General features: G+C 62.4%; 17 protein-coding genes and 1 pseudogene. 6 read left to right on the top strand and 12 right to left on the bottom strand.

Annotation, left to right across the window (positions count from 1 at the left end):
* Positions 1 to 60: 60 nt before the first annotated feature.
* The 4 genes from FJQ89_RS13825 to FJQ89_RS13810 form a co-directional block, all read right to left on the bottom strand.
* The gene (locus FJQ89_RS13825) at positions 61 to 291 is read right to left on the bottom strand and encodes a DUF6139 family protein (protein WP_102122036.1); all 231 of its coding nucleotides are present in this window, start codon (positions 289 to 291) and stop codon (positions 61 to 63) included.
* Positions 292 to 406: 115 nt separating this feature from the next.
* Positions 407 to 1,399: a VirK/YbjX family protein gene (locus FJQ89_RS13820; RefSeq protein WP_141170586.1), complete on the bottom strand. Its 993-nt coding sequence runs from the start codon at positions 1,397 to 1,399 to the stop codon at positions 407 to 409.
* Positions 1,400 to 1,442: 43 nt separating this feature from the next.
* Entirely contained in the window at positions 1,443 to 1,997 is a 555-nt protein-coding gene (locus FJQ89_RS13815; protein ID WP_141170585.1) for a universal stress protein, read from the bottom strand.
* 88 nt (positions 1,998 to 2,085) lie between these two features.
* Positions 2,086 to 2,904: a MipA/OmpV family protein gene (locus FJQ89_RS13810; protein ID WP_168208454.1), complete on the bottom strand. Its 819-nt coding sequence runs from the start codon at positions 2,902 to 2,904 to the stop codon at positions 2,086 to 2,088.
* Positions 2,905 to 3,061: 157 nt separating this feature from the next.
* Here FJQ89_RS13810 and FJQ89_RS13805 point away from each other — a divergent pair, with 157 nt between their 5' ends.
* From FJQ89_RS13805 to FJQ89_RS13790, 4 genes are all read left to right on the top strand, one after another.
* The gene (locus FJQ89_RS13805) at positions 3,062 to 3,748 is read left to right on the top strand and encodes a response regulator (protein WP_077409269.1); all 687 of its coding nucleotides are present in this window, start codon (positions 3,062 to 3,064) and stop codon (positions 3,746 to 3,748) included.
* A complete protein-coding gene (locus FJQ89_RS13800) occupies positions 3,745 to 5,133 on the top strand; it encodes an ATP-binding protein (protein ID WP_141170583.1) in 1,389 nt (462 codons plus the stop codon). The genes FJQ89_RS13805 and FJQ89_RS13800 overlap by 4 nt, the downstream gene beginning before the upstream one ends.
* A gap of 119 nt (positions 5,134 to 5,252) precedes the next feature.
* Positions 5,253 to 6,848 (top strand): ATP-binding protein, encoded by a 1,596-nt coding sequence (locus FJQ89_RS13795; RefSeq protein ID WP_141170582.1) that lies wholly within the window; start codon positions 5,253 to 5,255, stop codon positions 6,846 to 6,848.
* On the top strand, positions 6,835 to 7,446 hold the full coding sequence (locus tag FJQ89_RS13790; RefSeq protein ID WP_141170581.1) for a response regulator transcription factor: 612 nt from the start codon (positions 6,835 to 6,837) through the stop codon (positions 7,444 to 7,446). Before FJQ89_RS13795 ends, FJQ89_RS13790 begins: the two co-directional genes overlap by 14 nt.
* 15 nt (positions 7,447 to 7,461) lie before the next feature.
* Here the strand turns inward: FJQ89_RS13790 and FJQ89_RS13785 are convergent, their stop codons facing one another.
* From FJQ89_RS13785 to FJQ89_RS13770, 4 genes and pseudogenes are all read right to left on the bottom strand, one after another.
* The gene (locus tag FJQ89_RS13785; RefSeq protein ID WP_141170580.1) at positions 7,462 to 8,562 is read right to left on the bottom strand and encodes a glycosyltransferase family 9 protein; all 1,101 of its coding nucleotides are present in this window, start codon (positions 8,560 to 8,562) and stop codon (positions 7,462 to 7,464) included.
* 35 nt (positions 8,563 to 8,597) lie between these two features.
* On the bottom strand, positions 8,598 to 10,331 hold the full coding sequence (gene msbA / locus FJQ89_RS13780; protein WP_141170579.1) for a lipid A export permease/ATP-binding protein MsbA: 1,734 nt from the start codon (positions 10,329 to 10,331) through the stop codon (positions 8,598 to 8,600).
* A 51-nt stretch (positions 10,332 to 10,382) separates the two neighbouring features.
* Positions 10,383 to 11,594: an O-antigen ligase family protein gene (locus FJQ89_RS13775; RefSeq protein WP_141170578.1), complete on the bottom strand. Its 1,212-nt coding sequence runs from the start codon at positions 11,592 to 11,594 to the stop codon at positions 10,383 to 10,385.
* 252 nt (positions 11,595 to 11,846) lie between these two features.
* Positions 11,847 to 13,085: pseudogene (locus tag FJQ89_RS13770) on the bottom strand (malic enzyme-like NAD(P)-binding protein); the annotation flags it as partial.
* Positions 13,086 to 13,291: 206 nt separating this feature from the next.
* Between FJQ89_RS13770 and FJQ89_RS13765 the strand changes: the two are divergent.
* Complete coding sequence (locus FJQ89_RS13765; protein WP_141170576.1) at positions 13,292 to 14,317, top strand: LacI family DNA-binding transcriptional regulator; 1,026 nt, start codon at positions 13,292 to 13,294, stop codon at positions 14,315 to 14,317.
* A gap of 72 nt (positions 14,318 to 14,389) precedes the next feature.
* Entirely contained in the window at positions 14,390 to 14,929 is a 540-nt protein-coding gene (locus FJQ89_RS13760; protein WP_243136047.1) for a hypothetical protein, read from the top strand.
* On the opposite strand, the gene FJQ89_RS13755 is transcribed toward FJQ89_RS13760, so the two are convergent.
* The 4 genes from FJQ89_RS13755 to FJQ89_RS13740 all read right to left on the bottom strand — a co-directional run bounded on the left by FJQ89_RS13755 (position 14,905) and on the right by FJQ89_RS13740 (position 18,527).
* Complete coding sequence (locus FJQ89_RS13755) at positions 14,905 to 15,531, bottom strand: LysE family translocator (RefSeq protein ID WP_141170574.1); 627 nt, start codon at positions 15,529 to 15,531, stop codon at positions 14,905 to 14,907. The genes FJQ89_RS13760 and FJQ89_RS13755 overlap by 25 nt on opposite strands.
* A gap of 79 nt (positions 15,532 to 15,610) precedes the next feature.
* Positions 15,611 to 16,399 carry an AraC family transcriptional regulator gene (locus tag FJQ89_RS13750; RefSeq protein ID WP_141170573.1) on the bottom strand — a complete coding sequence of 263 codons (789 nt, stop codon included), beginning with the start codon at positions 16,397 to 16,399 and terminating at the stop codon, positions 15,611 to 15,613.
* 2 nt (positions 16,400 to 16,401) lie between these two features.
* Entirely contained in the window at positions 16,402 to 17,865 is a 1,464-nt protein-coding gene (rng, locus tag FJQ89_RS13745) for a ribonuclease G (RefSeq protein WP_034747098.1), read from the bottom strand.
* Positions 17,866 to 17,906: 41 nt separating this feature from the next.
* Entirely contained in the window at positions 17,907 to 18,527 is a 621-nt protein-coding gene (locus tag FJQ89_RS13740) for a Maf family protein (protein WP_141170572.1), read from the bottom strand.
* Positions 18,528 to 18,529 lie beyond the last annotated feature (2 nt).

The following is an 18,529-nucleotide window of genomic DNA, read 5'->3' as shown; positions in this document are numbered from 1 at the left end:
GCACCGCCCGGCGCATACAACAAAGCCAAACCGCAGGCATGCTGGTTTGGCTTTTTTTGTTTACATGTCTTTCAGGCCCGTGATCGCGTAACCCTTGGCGGCGATCTGCTGGTGCGGCTGTTCGATATGGTAGTCGGGCAAGGCCTGGGCATCGTCGGCCACTTCGCTGGCGCGCACTTCGAGTTGCCAGTCGGTATTGGTCACCTCTTCAGGAATGATCTTTCCTTCCGGCACGGCGAGGTAGGAAAAAATGCCGTCGTGCTCGGCCCGGCGGTAGATGTCTACGCGCATGAATGCCTCCTAATAAACGTTGGGGGAACCGGTGCACCGCAGTGCGTGCCGATAGTGCTAGCGTAACAGGATTGGGCCGCGCATGGGTTGAAGCGTGTGCCGCAGGGGGGGGGGCTCAGGCGGCAGCGTAGTCGTTGTCTTCCAGGTCGGTCGCTTGCCGTGCCTCGTTGGCGGCTGCCACAGCGCCTGCCGTGGCGACCTGCACCGGGCTGCGATGGGCGTCGAGGCCGTTACGCAGGCTGCTGATCATGGCCAGCGTCAGTTCGTGGCGTTTGCGTGCTTCCGAGCGCTTTTTCGAGGGTATCTCCTCCAGGGCAGGCAGGGGCAGATTTTCGCATGGCAGCTCAAAATCGCCATCCTTGCGTACCTGGGCGCCAAGTTCTTGCCAAAGGGAATTGTAGTCGGCGAACAGCCGGCCCTTTTTGGCGGAATGGTGGACGGCCCGGTTGGCGTTGCCTACAAGCACCATGTTGCGGCAGCCATGTTCATGTCCCAGCTGACGCACCAGGCGCACCATCAGGGCCTTGGGGCGCATGCCATGCAGGTCGCGCGTGGCTTCGCGCACGCGGCGCAAGCCTTCCGCGCCGCGCGGACCCTGGATGCAGCCGATGCCCACGCCCATGCTGGCGCGTGCGCGGGAACCGAAAAAGGAAAACGCGACCGAGTAGATCACATCATCGCCATGCGCCAGTTGCAGGACCATCTCGCCTTCGCGGTCCATCGGTTGTAGCGAGCACAGTTGCAGGTGGTACGGGGCGCCCGATTTGCCCGCCACGGAACCCAGCCGCACGGGCGCGCGTGCTGCCCGCGTCATCAACTTGCCCCAGCCTTGTTGCAGGATGAAATGATAGTGCTCGACCAGCAAGGCGACGCGCTGGCGGCACGACAGGTTCGTGCTCAGGTAAGGGCGGTACACCTTGTGCATCAGGCGCGGATAGGCTAGCAGCAAGTCCTGGAACACGGGGTGGGAGTTGAGCAACTGCAGCCAGATGCGCGTCTGCCTATGCTGTAAATGTGCCCGCAATTGCAGCTTGAGCAGCTCGCGCACGCGGGACATGCCTGGTGGCATATTGCTCAGGCCCGCATGCAGGGTAATAGTTTGTGTCATCAAAGAGTTTCCATGTGTGTGTATGGCGGGCGCCGGCTGCGTTTCAGGCAGGCGGCGGCCCGCTCATGCCGTCGGTATCGGCCAGCAAGACCGTGGCGCTGCGCGTGGCGCGCGCCAGCTTGCGTGCCAGCGCGCCGGCAAAGCGGCGCTGCCAGGGACCGTGCCGCAGGGCCGGCAGGACGATTTCGTGGCAACCGAGCAATTCAGCCGTATCGAGGATCGTAAACAGCAACTCGCCGGCGACAATATGCGTGCTGAAGGCGAGCTGCGAACGGCTCAGATACAGTCCTGCCTCGTGCATCATCTGCTGCGTGGCCAGGTCCAGCGCATGGCATGCGCCAGCGCTGTGCCGGGGCATGCCATCGGCCTGGTGCGGTGGCGCCGCTGTCACGTGCAGCAGGCTGACGCTGACCGGGATGCCCCATTCCTGCAAACGCCTGGCGTAGCGCGCGCCGTAGATGATGTCGCTGGCGCGCTTGACGGGCAAGAGCAGCAGCAAGGTATCCTGGCCCGTCTTGCCGCCCGCGCCCGCGGCGCTGTCCGTGGCGCGGTGACGTTGCGGGGCAAGGCGCGATGCATGCATGGAAGGGATGGCCATAGTCGGAAAACCATGTCATCTTATCCATGCCGTTCCCCTCTGTAAATTAGCGAAACAGCGTACGGGTTCCCCTTATGTCGCCCCGGTTTTAATAGCGGTAGGTGACATATACGGCGCCGATCGGGGATGTTTTGCGCTGCACGATGGGGCTCTTGGCCGCGTCGCCCATGCGGTGCTCGACGCCGACCAAGGTATTGATGCCCCAGCGCGCATCGAAGCGGTGCTCCCAGTTGACGGTGGCCTGTGCTTCATAGAAACCGCCCTTGGGCGTGTATTGTTTGAAAGAAGTATTTGCGGCCTGGGTGGCCGTTACGCCATACATGGTCTGCACGTACTTGCGCTCGCCCCAGCCCAGCTGGCCACCGATGCTCACGCTGTCCTGCTGCACACCCTTGGCATCGGCGCGGCCGTAGATCTGGCCTGTTGCGCCGAAATGCACGTTCGCGCCATTTTCGCGATTCGACAGGGGAATGTCGCTCGACACGCTCAGCGACAGGCCCGGCAATGGCGAATAGCCTGCGCTGAGCAAGGCGCTGGCGTTGCCCTTGACCTCTCCCATGCCCTTCAGATAATCGCTGCCACCCCAGCCGTTGACGCCCGTGCGCTTGTGGTCTTCGCGCTTGCCGCGGTAGCCCAGCGCGGCGCTATAACTGAAGGCCCCAGCCTGGCCGCCATAGCCGATGCCGCGCGAGGTGCTGATGAACAGGCCATTGGCCATGGCATAGTCGAGGATGATCAGCGGCGAAGCCGACAGTTTGTCGGAGCCGGAATAACTGGACACGGCAGCGACGCCGCCGCCGATGGTGAAGACATTTTCCGCGGCCGGTTCGGCCGCAGCGGCCAGGGGGTTCAGGCTCAGGCCGCAGGCCAGCGCCAGCGAGGTCAACAGGGTTGTAGGTGCGTGCATGGAGTTTTCCGTCAGGTGGAGAACCGAGTCCGGAGTGGCTCGATTGACTGCGGCTAGTATCGGCCTGTGCCATGAAGGAAAAATGAGCCTTTTATTAAGATTGCATGAAGAGTGCGTCTTTACCCATTCTTCAGCTTGCGGTGGTTTAATACTCACCATGAAGATATTGCTGATAGAAGACGACATGGACCTGGGCAATGGCGTGCGCATTGCCTTGCGCGACCAGGGCATGCAAGTGGTGTGGGTGCGCAGCCTGGAGGATGCTGCGCGCAGCATCGAACACGACAGTTGCGAACTGGTGCTGCTGGACCTGGGCTTGCCGGACGGCGATGGCCTCGATTTGCTGGCCCGGCTGCGCGCAGCCCGCCTGCCGGTGCTGATCCTCAGCGCCCGCGATACGCTGGAACAGCGCTTGCGTGGCCTGGACGGCGGCGCCGACGACTACCTGGTGAAGCCGTTTGTGCTGGCCGAACTGCTGTCGCGCGTGCGCGCCCTGGCGCGCCGCAGCTATGGCTTCGATGGCGACACCATCGAGTTGCGCGGTCTGCTGCTGCAGGTGCCCACGCGCCGTGTCAGCGTGCATGGGCGGCCGGTGGAGCTCACCGCCAGTGAATATGCCTTGCTGAAGACCTTGCTGATGCGCGCCAACCGCGTCATCACGCGCCGCGTGCTGGAGGAACATATCCTGCCCGGCGGCCTGGCCAATGCCAGCAATACCCTCGACGTGCATATGGGCAACCTGCGCCGCAAGATAGGCGAAGGGTATATCCGTACCGTGCGCGGCGTTGGCTATGTCATCGACCAGCAAGGCGAGACATCCGCCCCGCCGGGTGCCGGCGCATGATGGGGCGTGTCTGGGCCATGCTGCGCCGGCCTACGCTGCTGCGCCGTTTGATGCTGGCGCAAATGTTGATGCTGACCGTGCTGTGGAGTCTGGCGGTCGCGTATGTGTTGATCGAGGGTACGGGTGAAGCGAGCAATGTGGGCCGTGGCGTCTTGCACGCCATTATCAGCGTGGCCGATAACCTGGCCGAGCAGCCGCAGCGACAGGAGCAAAGCTTGCGCGCCATCGACGAAGCCTTGCGCGAAGAGTTTGAAATGGGGAAAGTGCCGGAACTGGCGCCGCGCATCCTGGTCTGGCGCGGCGGCGAGCTGGTCTACAAGTCCCCCGCAGCGCCCAGCGGTATTCGCAGCGCCGGTCCTGATCAGATGGAAGTGATCTACATCAAGGGGCAGGCCTGGCGCAGCCGTAGCCTGACTGAAAAGGCCACGCGCGTGACGGTGCTGGAGGTGGGCGGCCCCTGGCAGTTTTTTATCACGATCAATTCACACGGTTATTACCTGCTGCCGCTGCTGATCAGCCTGCCGTTTTTGCTGGTGCCGGCCTGGCTGTCGATCCGCCTTGCCATGCGCCCTTGGCGCAAGGTGGCGCAAGAGGTAGCGGCGCGCGGGCCGCAGGATTTGCGTCCGCTGGCGTTCAAGCCGCCGCATGGCGAACTGGCGGCATTGGTCGACAATATCAACGCCCTGCTGCAACGGGTCGATGCCAGTGCCGCGCGTGAACGTAGCTTCATCGCCGACGCTACGCATGAGCTGCGCACGCCGCTGGCGGCCATGCGCGTGAATGTCGAGGCCTTGCAGGGCCAGGCACATGACGCACGCCAGCAAGAGTTGCTGGACGGTATCTTGAACAGTGGTAACCGTGCCGCGCGCCTGGTGGGGCAGCTGCTGCAGCTGACGCGCAGCGAAGTGCAGGCTGGTGCTGGCGAGCTGCCGCGGCGGCAGGCGCTCGATACCTTGCTGCAAGATCGGCTGGCGGCCCTGTCCGGCTTGGCCCAGGCGGGGGATATCGAGCTCGAGTTGCAGGCCAGCGTTTCGCTCAGCGTGCCCGGGCAGCGCGAGAGCCTCGTTTCGCTGATCGACAATCTGGTGGAAAACGCCATCAAGTACAGCCCGCGCGGCAGCAGCGTGACGGTGTCGCTGCATGCGGAGCGGGGCCAGGCCGTGTTGCATGTGGCCGATCAGGGGCCGGGCATCGCGCCGGCGCTGTATGAACGCGTGTTCGACCGCTTTTTCCGCGCGCCGCAGCAGGTGCAGCCGGGCAGCGGCCTGGGCTTGTCCATCGTCGCTTCCGTCGTGCGCCAGCACGGCGGCACGATTCAGTTGCACAGAGGTAATGGCGGCCTGGGCTTGCTGGTGGAGGTGCGCTTGCCGCTGGCCGAGGCCTGACTGCGCTGGCGCGCCTTGCGACATTGCATGAAGATTATTGCATGTGCTTATAACGCAAGATGACATGGCGTGGCGCACGCCTGCGATGCATAATGCGGGACAGTTAAAAAAACACCGTTATGCGCCCATTCCTGTCCCGCTACCTGCCGTATCCCGCCTTTGTCGGCCTGTATCTGCTGTTTGACTGGGCGACCTACATCGACCCGATGTACGGGCTGAACATTACCCCCTGGAATCCCGATCCCGCGCTGGGCCTGGTGTTTTGGCTGATCCACGGCCGCAAGGCGGCACTGCCGTGGTTTATTGCCTTGCTGGCTGGCGAGGTGCTGGTGCGCGGCATGCCGGCAGGTCTGCCCCTGACCTTGCTCTGTTCGGCGTGGCTGGTGCTCGGCTATGGCGGTATCGGCGCCGCTTTGCGCCGCAGTTTCAGCAGCGGCGATATCTTCGACAACCGGCGCCGCCTGGGTACCTGGGTCGCCATCGTGCTGTTGGGCACCGTGCTCAATGCGCTCGGCTATATTTCATTGCTGTCGCTCACAGGACGCATACCGGCCGGCGAGTGGGGCACGGCCGTATGGCGTTTCGGCATCGGCGACACGGTCGGCATGCTGGTGTCGATGCCGCTGATCTGGGTACTGTTCAGTGAGCGCGGGCGCGAGCGCCTGCATGCCGCCGTCTGGCGCTGGGAAACCCTGGCGTATCTGGCCCTGGCCAGCTTTGTGTTGTGGAGTGTCTTCGGTTCCATCGTGCGTTCCGAATACAAGCATTTCTATTTCCTGTTTCTTCCCGTGATCTGGGCCGCCTCGCGCCAGGGCCTGCATGGCGCCGTGCTGGCCGTGTTTGTATTGCAACTATGCATCATCACCCTGGTGAAATGGTCGCATGCGGTCGATATTCAGTTTTATGAATTGCAACTGCTCGATGCTGTGCTGGCTCTGGTGGGATTTTTTATCGGCATCGTCGTCGATGAAATGCGCCAGGTGGCTGACGAACTGAAACACACGATGCGTCTGGCGGCTGCCGGCGAGATGGCAGCCGCGATCGCGCATGAGCTGAACCAGCCGTTGACGGCCTTGTCCACTTACGGCAAGGCGTGTGAATACCTGCTGGAACGGGGCGAGAACGGCGCCTTGCTGCAGGGCGCCATCGGGCACATGATCGTTGAATCGGGGCGCGCCGCGGACGTGGTGCGCCGCCTGCGCGACTTTTTCCGTACCGGCGCGATGCAGCTCGAGGCGGTGGAGGCAAGCGCCTTGATCGAAGGCTTGGCGCGCCAGTTCACGCCGCTGTTCCATGAACATGGCATCGAGCTGCTGCTGGCGCCGCCGTCGCCGCTGGCCGTCAATGCGGACCGCCTGCAAATCGAGCTGGTACTGCGTAACTTGCTGGCCAATGCACAGGATGCGGTGATGGGCCAGCCGCGCGGCCGGCGCCGCATCACGGTCTCGGCCGAGCCGCTCGAGGGCGGCCGGCTGCGCCTCTCCGTGGAAGATAGCGGGCCCGGCATTTCCAACAGCCTTGCCGCACGCCTGTTCGAACCGTTTGTCTCGACCAAGGCCAGCGGCCTGGGGCTGGGGCTGGTGCTCAGCCGCAGCATCGTCGAAGCGCATGGCGGCCAGTTATGGGCCGAAGTGGGCAAGCATGGGATTTTTCGTTTTATCCTGCCCCTGGCGCACGCCAGTGCGGCCGCTACAGGAGAGTATGGTGACAAGTAATTTGACGGTGTTTATCGTGGATGACGATCCCGCCGTGCGCGATGCGCTGGGTTTGCTGTTGGGTATACGCGGCTACCGCACGGCCCTGTTTTCCTGTGGCGAGGATTTTCTGCACAGCTGGCGGCCCGAGTGGGCCGGTTGCCTGCTGATCGATATCCGCATGTCGGGCATGGATGGCCTGAGTCTGCAGCGCCGCCTGCTGGAGCTCAACTGCATGCTGCCCATCATTATCATCACGGGGCACGGCGACGTGGCGCTGGCACGTCAGGCATTCAAGGCGCAGGCCAGCGATTTCCTGGAAAAACCATTTGACCACGACAAGCTGCTGGCCGCCATCGATGAAGCGTTTTCGCGCGAGGCGCACGCACGCGGCCAGTTGCAGCGTCAGGTGGAGGGGCAAGCCTTGCTGCGCGCCTTGACGCCGCGCGAGCGCGAGGTGATGCAGTTGGTGGTGACGGGCCAGCATAACCGCGATATCGCCCCGGCGCTCGGCATTTCCGTGCGCACGGTGGAAGTGCACAAGGCGCGCCTGATGGACAAGCTCGGTGTCGATAATGTGGCCGACCTGGTGCGCATCAGCATGCTGGGCACTGGCTAGCCGCTGCGGCGTTGTCTAGGCGATGGTCTGCAATACCTGATCGACCGAGATCGCCTTGACCCAGTCGCTGCGTCGCGCCACTGTGATGACAGTGCTGTTGGCGCTGTCGAACGGGGCCCATTCGGGATTTTTCTTGCGCATCAGCGCCACCACGGGCACATGCACGGCGTTCGCCAGATGCATGATTGACGTTTCCACCGAAATAATCAAGTCACATTGCGCCAGCATGGCCGGCAGCTGGAAAAAGTTGTCGACGGCGCTGAAGGCTTGCGTGCGCGGCAAGCCATGTGCTTGTACCACGGCAGTTACCTTGGCCAGTTCCTGCGGCATGGCATTGATCAGGAAGCAGGCATTTGCCCATTTCGGCATCGCCTGCATGCGCGCGATCAGCTCGGCAATGCGCTCCAGCGGCCAGCCGCGCTTGTGCGATTTGGCGAACGGATTCAGGAGTACGAGCGGACCTTGGCGCGGGGCGAAACCCCAGGCGTTCAACTGTTCCTGCGCCTGTTGCAACGCGAGTTCGGGAATGTGCACGAAGGGATAGCGTTCTGCCACGGGAATGTCGAGTCCCGTCAATTGATGGAACCAGTCTGCATACACGCTGCTGATATGGTGCTCGCCGGCATCCTGGCCCGCATACGACGCCAGCACGGCATCGATCTTGCGGTAGGCCAGGTAATGCCAGGGGCGTAGCGGGCTGAACGGTTTGCGCGTACCGATCACCAGCCCACGCGGGCTGATCGCGCGGGCAAGATCAGCGTACTGCTGCGGCCGTACGTGGGCCAGCGACACGACGACGGGATAGTGCTCCGCCTGCGCTTCGCGCAGTGACTCTTCGTAGAGCGCGGGGCTGTAGGTCTTGCGGTACACCTTGGAGAACAGGCCCGACTGTTCTACCCAGTCATACAGCGAATAGGTGCGCAAGCCTTCCCATTGCCTGGCGTCGGACGTGCGGCGGACTTCGTCGACCCACAGGTGGATCTGGATATGGGGATAGGCCGCGGCGAAGGCACGGAAACCGTTTTGCAGGTAAGTAAAGTCTCCCAGCGCCAGATGGGCGATGAAAAGAATTTTGTCCGACTTTTGTAGAAGTTCGGCGGGAATCAAAGGCGTCATGTATCAGTACGATTTCAGGTATTCATTCGATGGTGTCAAACTACTTGCTGGGGAAATTGCAGGCGATGCAGATTGGCATACGCGCCGTTGGCATCCAGTAATTGCTGGTGACAGCCGGTTTCCATTATTTTCCCATGTGACAATACCACGATACGGTCCGCACGTTCAATTGTTGATAGCCGATGAGCAATAACTAAGGTGGTTTTACCTTGCATCAGGTGCTCCAGTGCCGCTTGCACGGCCCGTTCCGCCTCCGTATCCAGTGCCGAGGTGGCTTCATCGAGGATCAGGATGGGCGCATCCTTGTAGATGGCGCGGGCGATGGCCACGCGCTGGCGCTGGCCGCCGGACAGGCGCGAGCCGTTGTCGCCCAAGCGTGTTTCCAGGCCGTCGGGCAAGCCGTCGATGACGTCCGACAGGAAGGCGGCCGCAGCGGCCGCTTCGATGCGCTGCCGGTCCGGCGCCGCATCGCCATACGCGATATTCGCGGCCAGGGTATCGTCGAACAGCACCACCTGCTGGCTGACCATGGCGATCTGGCTGCGCAGGCTGGTCAGGGTGATGGCGTCGATATTCTGACCATCGAGCAAGATCTCGCCACTGCTGGCCGAGTAAAAGCCGGGCAGCAGGCTGACCAGGGTCGATTTGCCGCCGCCGGACATGCCGACAAAGGCGACCGTTTGTCCTGGCGCGATGCTCAGGTCGATGTGCCGCAGGGCCGGCTCCTGATGTCCAGGGTAGGCAAAGCTCACGTCCTTGAATTCGATGCGGCCTGTGCTGCGGTCAGCGAGCGGCTTGCCACCCGTGCGTTCCGGCGTCTTGTCGATCAGCTGGAAGACTTCCTCGGCGGCGGCCATGCCGCGCTGCAGGGGACCATTGACTTCGGCCAGCTGTTTTAACGGTGTCAGCAGCATCAGCATGGCCGTGATGAAGGAGACGAAGCCGCCGACTGTGATTTGGCCCTGCTCCGACTGGAACAGGGCCATCACGATGACCAGGGCCACGGCGGCGGCCGTGATCACCTGGGTGATGGGCACGGTGGCGGAAAAGGTCGTCGTCATGCGCATGCTGTAGCGGCGCAATTGCTCGGCACGCTCTTCGAAGCGCGATTTTTCGTATTCCTGGCCGCCAAAGATCTTGATCACTTGCTGGGCGCGCGTGGTTTCCTCGATGACCTGGGTCAGCTCGGCATTGACGGCCAGCGAGTCGCGGTTGAGTTTTTTCAGGCGCTTGCCCGTGGTGCGCACGACGATGGTCAGCAGGGGCAGCAGCACCAGGGTCACCAGGGTCAGCGCCCAGTTCAGGTACAGCAGCCACGCCAGCAAGCCCAGCACGGTCAGCGAGGAGCGCACGATCGACGTAAACACCTTGGTCACCATTTCGATGATCTGCTGCACTTCAAACATGATGGAGTTGATGACTTTGCCCACCGTGTGCGTATTGTAGAAGTCGATGGGCAAGTTCAGCATGCTGGCAAACATCCTGCGCCGCAACTCGTTGAGAATGCGCGTGGAAACATAGCTCATCAGATAGCTGCTGGCAAACGTCGATGCGCCGCGCATGGCAAAGATACCGATGACGATCAGCGGCACCAGCCAGAAGGAAAAATTCACCTTGCCGCCAAAGCCATTGTCGAGCAGTAGCTTGAGCGCATACGGCAACAGCGGCTCCGTGGCCGCCGTGATGACCATCGCCAGCAAGGCCAGGGCCAGGTGTTTCTTATAGGGCGCGTGCAGCGCGGTGAGGCGCTTCAGGTCGGGCGTGAGCATCGGTATGGTTCCTTGCAGGGGGCAGCAAAAACGGTCAGGCGGAAAACGAGCTCAGGAAGTGCGTTCTTGCTGGCGCAGCATGGACCACAATATCACCATCGGGAAAACCAGCATGATGATGCCGATATTCAGGGTGAGCGAGCTCGTTGTCAGGCCGAAAATCATATAGCACGTGCACAGCATCACACCGGCCAGCGCATAGGGGTGTGCTGGCGCGGCATCGTGGCGCAGGGCGCGGGCAAACAGGGTCAATGGAACGAGGAAGAGTGCCAGCAGTGCCAGCAGGCCGGTGACGCCACGCTTGACCAGTGCGTCGATATAGTCGTTATGGGCATTGGTGTACTCGCCGACTGCCTTGCTCATCTTGCCTTCGTCTACCAGTATTTGTTTTTGGGAAAAGTAACCAGTACGGCCGATGCCCAGCAATATGTTTTGCGATGACATATCCAGCGCGGTGCGCCACATCTCGATCCGTTGGCCAACCGAAGTATCCACATTGCCCGTATCTTCAAATTTTTCCAGTTCAGATATAGCGATGGCTGCGCGCTGCTGTATAGGCGAATGCGGCATGTTGTAGGCGGCTACAATCAAGCCGACCAGCAGCGTTAGCGTAATAATAAAGTAACGCTTGCCATGGGTCCTGGCATGCTGCAGCGCCAAAATAATCAGGCAGACCGGCATGGCAATCCAGCCACCGCGGCTGCCGCTCAGAATGGAACCGAAGATTCCTGCCAAGCATCCGCACAGCAACAGGACAATCCATGCGAGGCGCTGGCGCTGTGCACGGGCCCATTCCAGGCCGCATAGCGACAACAAGCCAAATAGCATGCTGACATTACCGTAATGAATGGGATTGCTGGTTGCCGCCTGCGGCCGAATGGGAATGTTTGGGTGGAACTGATGGAAGGCCAGCGCTGCGCCGGCGATTGCACCGATGGCCAAACCGCTCCACCAGGCTTCCGGCCGCGGCGGATAAGCAAGCAGCAGCAGCAGTACCGGCACGGCCAGCAGCGCCCTCAATGGTATGTCGAATTCGCGACCAGGATCGCCGTGGTACAGCATATTGGCGGTAAAGATGGCGAAATACAGCAACAGCGTACCGAGCATCAGATAATCGCGGCGCTGCAGATCCAGGCGGGGGCGTTTCCATAGCAGCCAGCTGCTGGCCAGCAGCAGCACCAGCGCGCCAAGGGAGTATCCGCTGGTGACAGCCAGCGCCAATGCCGAAAAGAGAAAAACACAAACAGAGGTCAGGCCGAGCATGAAAATCCTTGGTAACGCACGTCATCGCCATTCTGGCAACTGTAGCAACATAAAGTAGGCGTCATTGTAATCGAAGGTGGCAGCAAAAACGCTCAGCGGGAATTTGCTCTTCGATAACTATCTGAGTGGTCTCAAGGGGGAAATTGAAAAAACCATGGTTTTTAGCCATGGTTTTTTTGTAAGCAATGGTAACTTGCTGTTATTTTGCCAAGCCCGGCAGGCCGGTCATGCGTTTCAGGCGCTGGCCGGCACGCGCGTGGCCACGCCGGTGGCGATGGCCGCTTGCGACACGGCAGGCGCGACCCAGCTGCGCAGGCGCTCGTCGAACGGCGATGGTATCAGTTGCAGCGGCGTCAGGGCGCTGGTGGTGTGGCCCGGCAATGGTTCTTTTGCCAGCGCGGCGATGGCGCGCACGCAGGCCAGCTTCATCTCTTCGTTGATGGTGGTGGCGCCCACGTCGAGCGCACCGCGGAAGATGTACGGGAAGCACAGCACGTTGTTGATCTGGTTCGGGTAATCCGAGCGGCCCGTGGCCACGATGGCGTCGTCGCGCACGGCATGCACCTTTTCCGGGGCGATTTCCGGATGCGGATTGGCCAGGGCGAAGATCAGCGGCTTGGCGGCCATCGATTCGACCATCTGCGCGCTCACCACGCCACCCTTCGAGACGCCGATGAAGATGTCGGCGCCGACCATGGCGTCGGCCAAGTCGCGGTCGCTCGTGTCGTTCGCGTAGCGCGCCTTGTTCTCTTCCATATTGGCATCGCGGCTCGGGTAGATCACGCCCTGGCTGTCACAGACCTTCAGCAGCGACTTGTTCAGGCCCAGCGAGACGAGCAGGTCGAGGCAGGCGATCGAGGCGGCGCCTGCGCCCGAGACGGCCACTTTCACATTGCCGATATCCTTGCCCACCAGTTCCAGGCCGTTCAGGATGCCGGCCGCGACGATGATGGCCGTTCCGTGCTGGTCGTCGTGGAAGACGGGAATGTTCATGCGCTTGCGCAATTGCTGCTCGATATAGAAGCAATCGGGCGCCTTGATGTCTTCCAGGTTGATGCCGCCGAAGGTCGGCTCCATGCGCACCACGGTGTCGATGAACAGGTCGGGATCGTTCTCGGCCAGTTCGATGTCGAACACGTCGACGTCGGCAAATTGCTTGAACAGGCAAGCCTTGCCTTCCATCACCGGTTTGCTGGCCAGCGGGCCGATATCGCCCAGGCCCAGCACTGCCGTGCCATTCGTGATCACAGCCACCAGGTTGCTGCGCGAGGTGTAGATGCCGGCCGTGCGCGGATCTTCCACGATGGCTTCGCAGGCGAAGGCCACGCCTGGCGAGTACGCCAGGGTCAGGGCGCGGGCGTCGCCCAGCGGTTTGGTTGGCGTCACGGAAATCTTGCCTGCGCGGGGTTCAGCGTGATAGGCGAGGGCGGCTTCTTTCAGGTTGAAGGTTTCGCCGTTCTGTTCGGCGTGCTTGCTGTGGGAAGTAGACATAAGAATTCTGGGAAGGGCAACCAGGCCCGAGTGGTCAATCCGGGCCATGTTATGCAAGCGTTTGCACGCTGTCAAGGCTGGATTGTACTTAACAGTCTCAAAACCGCTTTGGGCAACGGCATTATTACAATGCAAGCGTTTGCTCGGTTTTTGACGGCATGGGCATTTTTTGCGATAAAATCACCGTATTGCGATCCGGGAAGCCCATGACAAACAAGAACCCCACCTTAAGCGACGTCGCGCGGGCCAGCGGCGTGCACTTTTCCACCGTCTCGCGCGTGATGAACCCGACAACGCGGAAAATGGTCAGCGCCGAGGTGGCTACGCGCGTGCTGGCCGAAGCGGGCCGGCTCGGCTACCGGCCCAACCGCGCCGCCTCCACCCTGGTCACGCGCAAGTCGCGCATCATCGGCGTGGTCTTGCCCGACATAACCAACGCGGTATTTCCACCGATCCTGCTGGGCATCGAGGAAGGCTTGCGCAAGCATGGCTACCTGGCCATCGTCGCCAACGTGGGTGCCGACGAGGAAGAACAGCTGTTCGTCATCAATCGTCTGCTGGGGCAGCAGGTCGATGGCCTGATTTTGGCTACCGCACGGCGCCACGATCCCGTCATCAAGATGTGCATCGACCAGAATGTGCCTGTCGTCACCGTCAATCGCAGCGACGAGACGGGCGTCGCTTCCTGCGTCGTCAGCGACGACGTGGTCGGCATGCGCCTGGCCGTCGAGCACTTGCTGGCGCTGGGCCACCGCCATATCGCGCACATTGCCGGCCCGGAAAACCTGTCCACTGGACACGTGCGCCGCCTCGGTTTCCTGGCCGCCATCCAGGCCAGCGAACTCGATCCCTCGCAAGCGTTCGTGTTTGAAAGCAGCGGCTATTCGCGCGAATGCGGCAAGGCTGCCCTGCTGGCGCTGTTGCGCCAGTCGCCGCGGACGACGGCCGTGGTGACGGGCAGCGACCTGGTGGCCCTCGGCTGCTACGATGCCATCCGCGAACTGGGCTTGAACTGCCCGGACGATATTTCCGTGGTGGGCCACAACGACATGCCGTACATGGACATGATCCGTCCGCCGCTCACCACCATCCGCATCCGCCACCACGGCATCGGCACGGAAGCGGCGCGGCTGATCCTGCAAACCATCGCCTCGCCAGATTCTGCGGTGCTCGACGTGCGCCTGAAACCCGAACTGGTGGTGCGCGAATCGACGGCCGCTCCCAGGGGCTGATGCACCACCAGTGGCCGCGCCGCTGCAAGGTGGTACACTGGCGCCCCTCAACGTATTTTGCCCTCCACCGCCATGACCAAAACCACCACGCCTTCCCCGAAACGCCGCGAAGAGGGCGTCGCCAAGCTGACCGTCAATCCTTTCCTCGACGCCGAGTTTTACGCACGCATGCGCGACTACACGGAGCGTGATGCCGCCATCATCAAGGAATTGAAGGCGATCGCCGAAATTCGCGCCGGCAACAAGCAGCCCGATCCCCGCCTGGCGCCGTCGTTACAAGCACTGCGCGATACCGTCAAGAAAGGCTTGAGCTTTGGCGAGATGCTGGACCGCATGGCCGCCGGCAAGGAAAAAGGCTTGTGGGAACCGTGGATGACGACCTTCGGCATCGAGATCCGCGCCGTCAACTACGGCGCCGGCCCGCGCAACGCCTGCCTGGTGCTGGATCTGGCCGCCAACGCCCCGGCCCACGCGATGTTCGCCAAGGCCGGCATCCAGAACTGGCGCAGCCTGGCCGCCGACGATTGCTCCGTCGTGCGTTCGGAAAAAGCCACGGAAACGTCGCCACTGAAAGTGTACGCCGTGTTTTACCTGGATCCATTGCCGGCCTGATCCGCCAACAGCACCACCGCCAGCACGATCAGCATCATGCCCGACAGCCGTTCCAGCAGCGGCAGCGCGCGCGCAAAGCGCTGCCGCAGGGCGCTGCTGCCGATGGCCAGCGCCACCGCCATATCCCACGCCAGCACGGCAACGATCATCCACGCGCCATACGCCACTATCGCAACGGGACTCGTCTGCCTGGCGGCCAGCACGGTGGCCAGGCTGACGTAGAACAGCGCATTCTTCGGGTTCAGGATGGCGGAGACAAACCCCATCGCGACACCGCCGCGCCAGCGCGCCTTGCCGGTGGCGGGCTTGGCATCCAGTCGGCTCTTGCCCGCATGGCGCAGGAACAGCCAGCCCAGGTACAGCAGATAAGCGCATCCGGCCAGCCGCACCACCAGAAATGCCGTACTGCCCGCCTTGAGCACCGATAGTCCCGCAAACGCCGCCACGATAAACACCGCATTGGCCACCGTAATGCCCACGCACGTGCCGGCGGCGCCGCGCCAGCCGTGGGCCAGCGAGGTGCGTGCGATCAGGAAAAAATCGGGACCGGGCGATAGCAGGGATAGAAAGTGGGCGGCGGCGATGAAGAGGAAATCGTGCATGGAGTTTGGCTCCGGCAATGGCGATGCGCGAGTATGCAGGGGCTGACGGCAGCCTGTATTGAAGAAAATTGCGGGCGCCTCAGCTGCCCTGGCCGCGATAGCGCCCCGGCGTGATGCCCGCATGCGCCTTGAAGACGCGCTGCAGATGGCTCTGGTCGGCAAAGCCCAGCTCATGCGCCAGTTGCGCCAGCGCCGTCCCTGCCTGCAAGCGGCTGCGCGCGCGGTTGACGTGCATATTTAGCTGGTAGGCATGCGGCGTCATGCCCGTGGCGGCGCGAAAAGCGCGGATCAATTGATACGGGCTCAGGCCCGCAGCATGCGCCAGCTGCCGCAGGCTGGCCGAAGGCCGCGCCTGCAGCGTTTCGAGCACGGGTGCCAGTTGCTGCGGCAGCGGCTTGCGTTCCGAGGGCAGCAGGTCTGCACGGGTATCGGCGCAAGCGCCCAGGAACGCCAGCAGCGCCGCATCCTTCTCTGCCACACCGGCGCTTGAAAACAGCAGCGCATGCATGGCGCAAAACTGTGCGTACAGCCGCGGGCAGTGCAACACCGTCGCCGTGTCGCCATCGAGTGCCGGCGCGTGTGCTTGCAGCCACCGCGCATCGAGATGCAGCATCTGGTAGCTCCAGAAGGCGTCAGGCAGGGGATTGCAGGCGTGCACGCAGCCGGCCGGCACCAGTACCAGGCTGCCATTGCCGAGGGCGACCTTGCTGTCTTTGCTGCCCGTAAAGATACTGCCGCCAGCGTCGACGGCGCCAATCGAAAACGTGGGATGGCTGTGCGGCTTGTAGCACGCTTGGCTGTGGCAGGCGCGCCGGCTCTCCACGTGGGGCAGAGCCGGGTCGCGCCAGAAGAAGGCAGTGCCGGGCATGGCTACATCAGAATGACGTCGTACTGCTCCTGGTGGTAGGCATTTTCCACCTGCAGCGAGATTTTCTTGCCGATGAAATCACCGAGCATGGCCAGGTGCTGCGATTCTTCTTCCAGGAACAAATCGACGACTTCCTGCGAGGCGAGGATGCGGAACTCGCGCGGGTTGAACTGTTTCGCTTCGCGCAGCAGTTCGCGCAGGATTTCATAGCAGATGGTGCGCGAGGTCTTGACTTGTCCCTTGCCGGCGCAGGCGGGGCACGGTTCGCACAGGATGTGGGCGAGCGACTCGCGCGTGCGCTTGCGCGTCATTTCCACCAGGCCCAGCGGCGAGAAATTGCTCACGGACACCTTGGTGCGGTCGCGCGACAAGGTGCGTTTCAGTTCGGCCAGCACGGCGTTGCGGTGCTCGGCATTGTCCATGTCGATGAAGTCGAGGATGATGATGCCGCCCAGGTTGCGCAGGCGCAGCTGGCGCGCGATGGCGTGCGCCGCTTCCAGGTTGGTCTTGAAAATCGTGTCGGCGAAATTGCGCCCGCCCACAAAACCGCCCGTATTGACGTCGATGGTGGTCATCGCTTCCGTCTGATCGACGATCAGGTATCCGCCCGATTTCAGGTCGACCCGGCGCCCCAGCGCGCGCAAAATTTCTTCTTCCACGCCATATAAATCGAACAGGGGACGCTCGCCCGTGTAGTGCTGCAGACGCGTCAGTTCGCTGGGCGTGTAGATTTCTGCAAATTCGCGCAGTTTCACATAATTTTCGCGCGAGTCGACCTGGATGGTGGCCGTTTCATCGCCGACGAAGTCGCGCAGCACGCGCTGCGCCAGGCTCAAGTCCTGGTGCAGCAGGCTGGTGGCGGGACGCGTGCGCGCGCCGTGCGTGATGGTGCTCCAGGTTTTTCTAAGGTAATCGACGTCCGCCTTCAGGTCCGCGTCGGAAGCGTCCTCGGCCATGGTGCGCACGATGTAGCCGCCCTTTTCATCGGGCGGCAGCAGACTTTGCAGGCGCACGCGCAATTGCTCGCGTTCCGCTTCCTTTTCGATTTTCTGCGAGATACCGATGTGCTTGTCTTGCGGCAGGTACACCAGCATGCGCCCGGCGATGGAAATCTGCGTCGACAGGCGCGCCCCCTTGGTGCCGATCGGGTCCTTGATCACCTGCACCGTCAGCACCTGGCCGTCAAAGAGGATTTTTTCGATGGGAGCGGGCGTGGCGTTCTGGCCATCGTGGCCGCGCGCTTCCCAGATGTCGGCCACGTGCAAAAACGCGGCGCGCTCCAGGCCGATGTCGATGAAGGCCGATTGCATGCCTGGCAACACCCGCACCACTTTGCCGGAATACACATTGCCGGCCAGGCCGCGCGTGAGCGTGCGCTCGATGTGCAATTCCTGCACGGCGCCCTGCAGGATGAGGGCGACGCGCGTTTCTTGCGGCGTGATATTGATCAGGATGTCTTCGTTCATGGAGGCGGGGAAGTGGAGGCAACGAATGACATCATACCCGATCAGGGCAGGGGCAAACCTGCCAGTCTTAGCAACTGTGCAGTTTCGTACAGGGGCAGGCCCATGATGCCGGAATGGCTGCCTTCGATATGTTCGACGAACAGCGCGGCGCTGCCCTGGATACCGTAGCCGCCGGCCTTGTCGTACGGTTCCGGCGTGGCGCAATACGCGGCGATGGACGCGGGCGAGAGCACGCCGAAGCGCACTTGCGACACCTGCGTGCGCTGCTCGGCGAAGTCTTTGTAGTGCACGGCGATCGAGGTGAGTACCTGATGCGTGCGGCCCGACAGCTGCTGCAGCATCGCCACGGCCTCCAGGCGGTCTGCCGGCTTGCCGAGGATGATGCCGTCGATGGTGACGGTGGTATCGGCCGCCAGCACGGGGCGCGGGGTCAGGTGGCGGCGGCGCACGAGGTCCCAGGCGAAGGCGGCTTTTTCATTCGACACGCGGGCGACATAGTCGAGCGCCGACTCGCCGGGAAGGACTTCCTCTGTGACGTCGGCGCCGCGCGGGCCGTCGCTGCGCAGCAGCAGCAATTCGAAATCGATGCCGATCTGGCGCAGCAGTTCGCGCCGGCGCGGACTTTTGGAAGCGAGGTAGATCTTGTGATCAGCCGTTTTCATGG

It is taken from the genome of Janthinobacterium tructae (assembly GCF_006517255.1).
In the GTDB taxonomy this organism is placed as follows: Bacteria; Pseudomonadota; Gammaproteobacteria; order Burkholderiales; family Burkholderiaceae_D; genus Janthinobacterium; species Janthinobacterium tructae.
This window is presented reverse-complemented; position numbering and strand designations above follow the sequence as displayed.

What these genes read in the sequence shown, in the direction of transcription:
- FJQ89_RS13755 (WP_141170574.1), bottom strand. Translation starts at nt 15,531, where the DNA reads ATGCACGATTTCCTCTTCATCGCCGCCGCCCACTTTCTATCCCTGCTA.
- rng (WP_034747098.1), bottom strand. Translation starts at nt 17,865, where the DNA reads ATGAACGAAGACATCCTGATCAATATCACGCCGCAAGAAACGCGCGTC.
- FJQ89_RS13775 (WP_141170578.1), bottom strand. Translation starts at nt 11,594, where the DNA reads ATGCTCGGCCTGACCTCTGTTTGTGTTTTTCTCTTTTCGGCATTGGCG.
- FJQ89_RS13760 (WP_243136047.1), top strand. Translation starts at nt 14,390, where the DNA reads ATGACCAAAACCACCACGCCTTCCCCGAAACGCCGCGAAGAGGGCGTC.
- FJQ89_RS13810 (WP_168208454.1), bottom strand. Translation starts at nt 2,904, where the DNA reads ATGCACGCACCTACAACCCTGTTGACCTCGCTGGCGCTGGCCTGCGGC.
- FJQ89_RS13790 (WP_141170581.1), top strand. Translation starts at nt 6,835, where the DNA reads ATGGTGACAAGTAATTTGACGGTGTTTATCGTGGATGACGATCCCGCC.
- FJQ89_RS13800 (WP_141170583.1), top strand. Translation starts at nt 3,745, where the DNA reads ATGATGGGGCGTGTCTGGGCCATGCTGCGCCGGCCTACGCTGCTGCGC.
- FJQ89_RS13805 (WP_077409269.1), top strand. Translation starts at nt 3,062, where the DNA reads ATGAAGATATTGCTGATAGAAGACGACATGGACCTGGGCAATGGCGTG.
- msbA (WP_141170579.1), bottom strand. Translation starts at nt 10,331, where the DNA reads ATGCTCACGCCCGACCTGAAGCGCCTCACCGCGCTGCACGCGCCCTAT.
- FJQ89_RS13750 (WP_141170573.1), bottom strand. Translation starts at nt 16,399, where the DNA reads ATGCCCGGCACTGCCTTCTTCTGGCGCGACCCGGCTCTGCCCCACGTG.
- FJQ89_RS13815 (WP_141170585.1), bottom strand. Translation starts at nt 1,997, where the DNA reads ATGGCCATCCCTTCCATGCATGCATCGCGCCTTGCCCCGCAACGTCAC.
- FJQ89_RS13820 (WP_141170586.1), bottom strand. Translation starts at nt 1,399, where the DNA reads ATGACACAAACTATTACCCTGCATGCGGGCCTGAGCAATATGCCACCA.
- FJQ89_RS13785 (WP_141170580.1), bottom strand. Translation starts at nt 8,562, where the DNA reads ATGACGCCTTTGATTCCCGCCGAACTTCTACAAAAGTCGGACAAAATT.
- FJQ89_RS13765 (WP_141170576.1), top strand. Translation starts at nt 13,292, where the DNA reads ATGACAAACAAGAACCCCACCTTAAGCGACGTCGCGCGGGCCAGCGGC.
- FJQ89_RS13740 (WP_141170572.1), bottom strand. Translation starts at nt 18,527, where the DNA reads ATGAAAACGGCTGATCACAAGATCTACCTCGCTTCCAAAAGTCCGCGC.
- FJQ89_RS13795 (WP_141170582.1), top strand. Translation starts at nt 5,253, where the DNA reads ATGCGCCCATTCCTGTCCCGCTACCTGCCGTATCCCGCCTTTGTCGGC.
- FJQ89_RS13825 (WP_102122036.1), bottom strand. Translation starts at nt 291, where the DNA reads ATGCGCGTAGACATCTACCGCCGGGCCGAGCACGACGGCATTTTTTCC.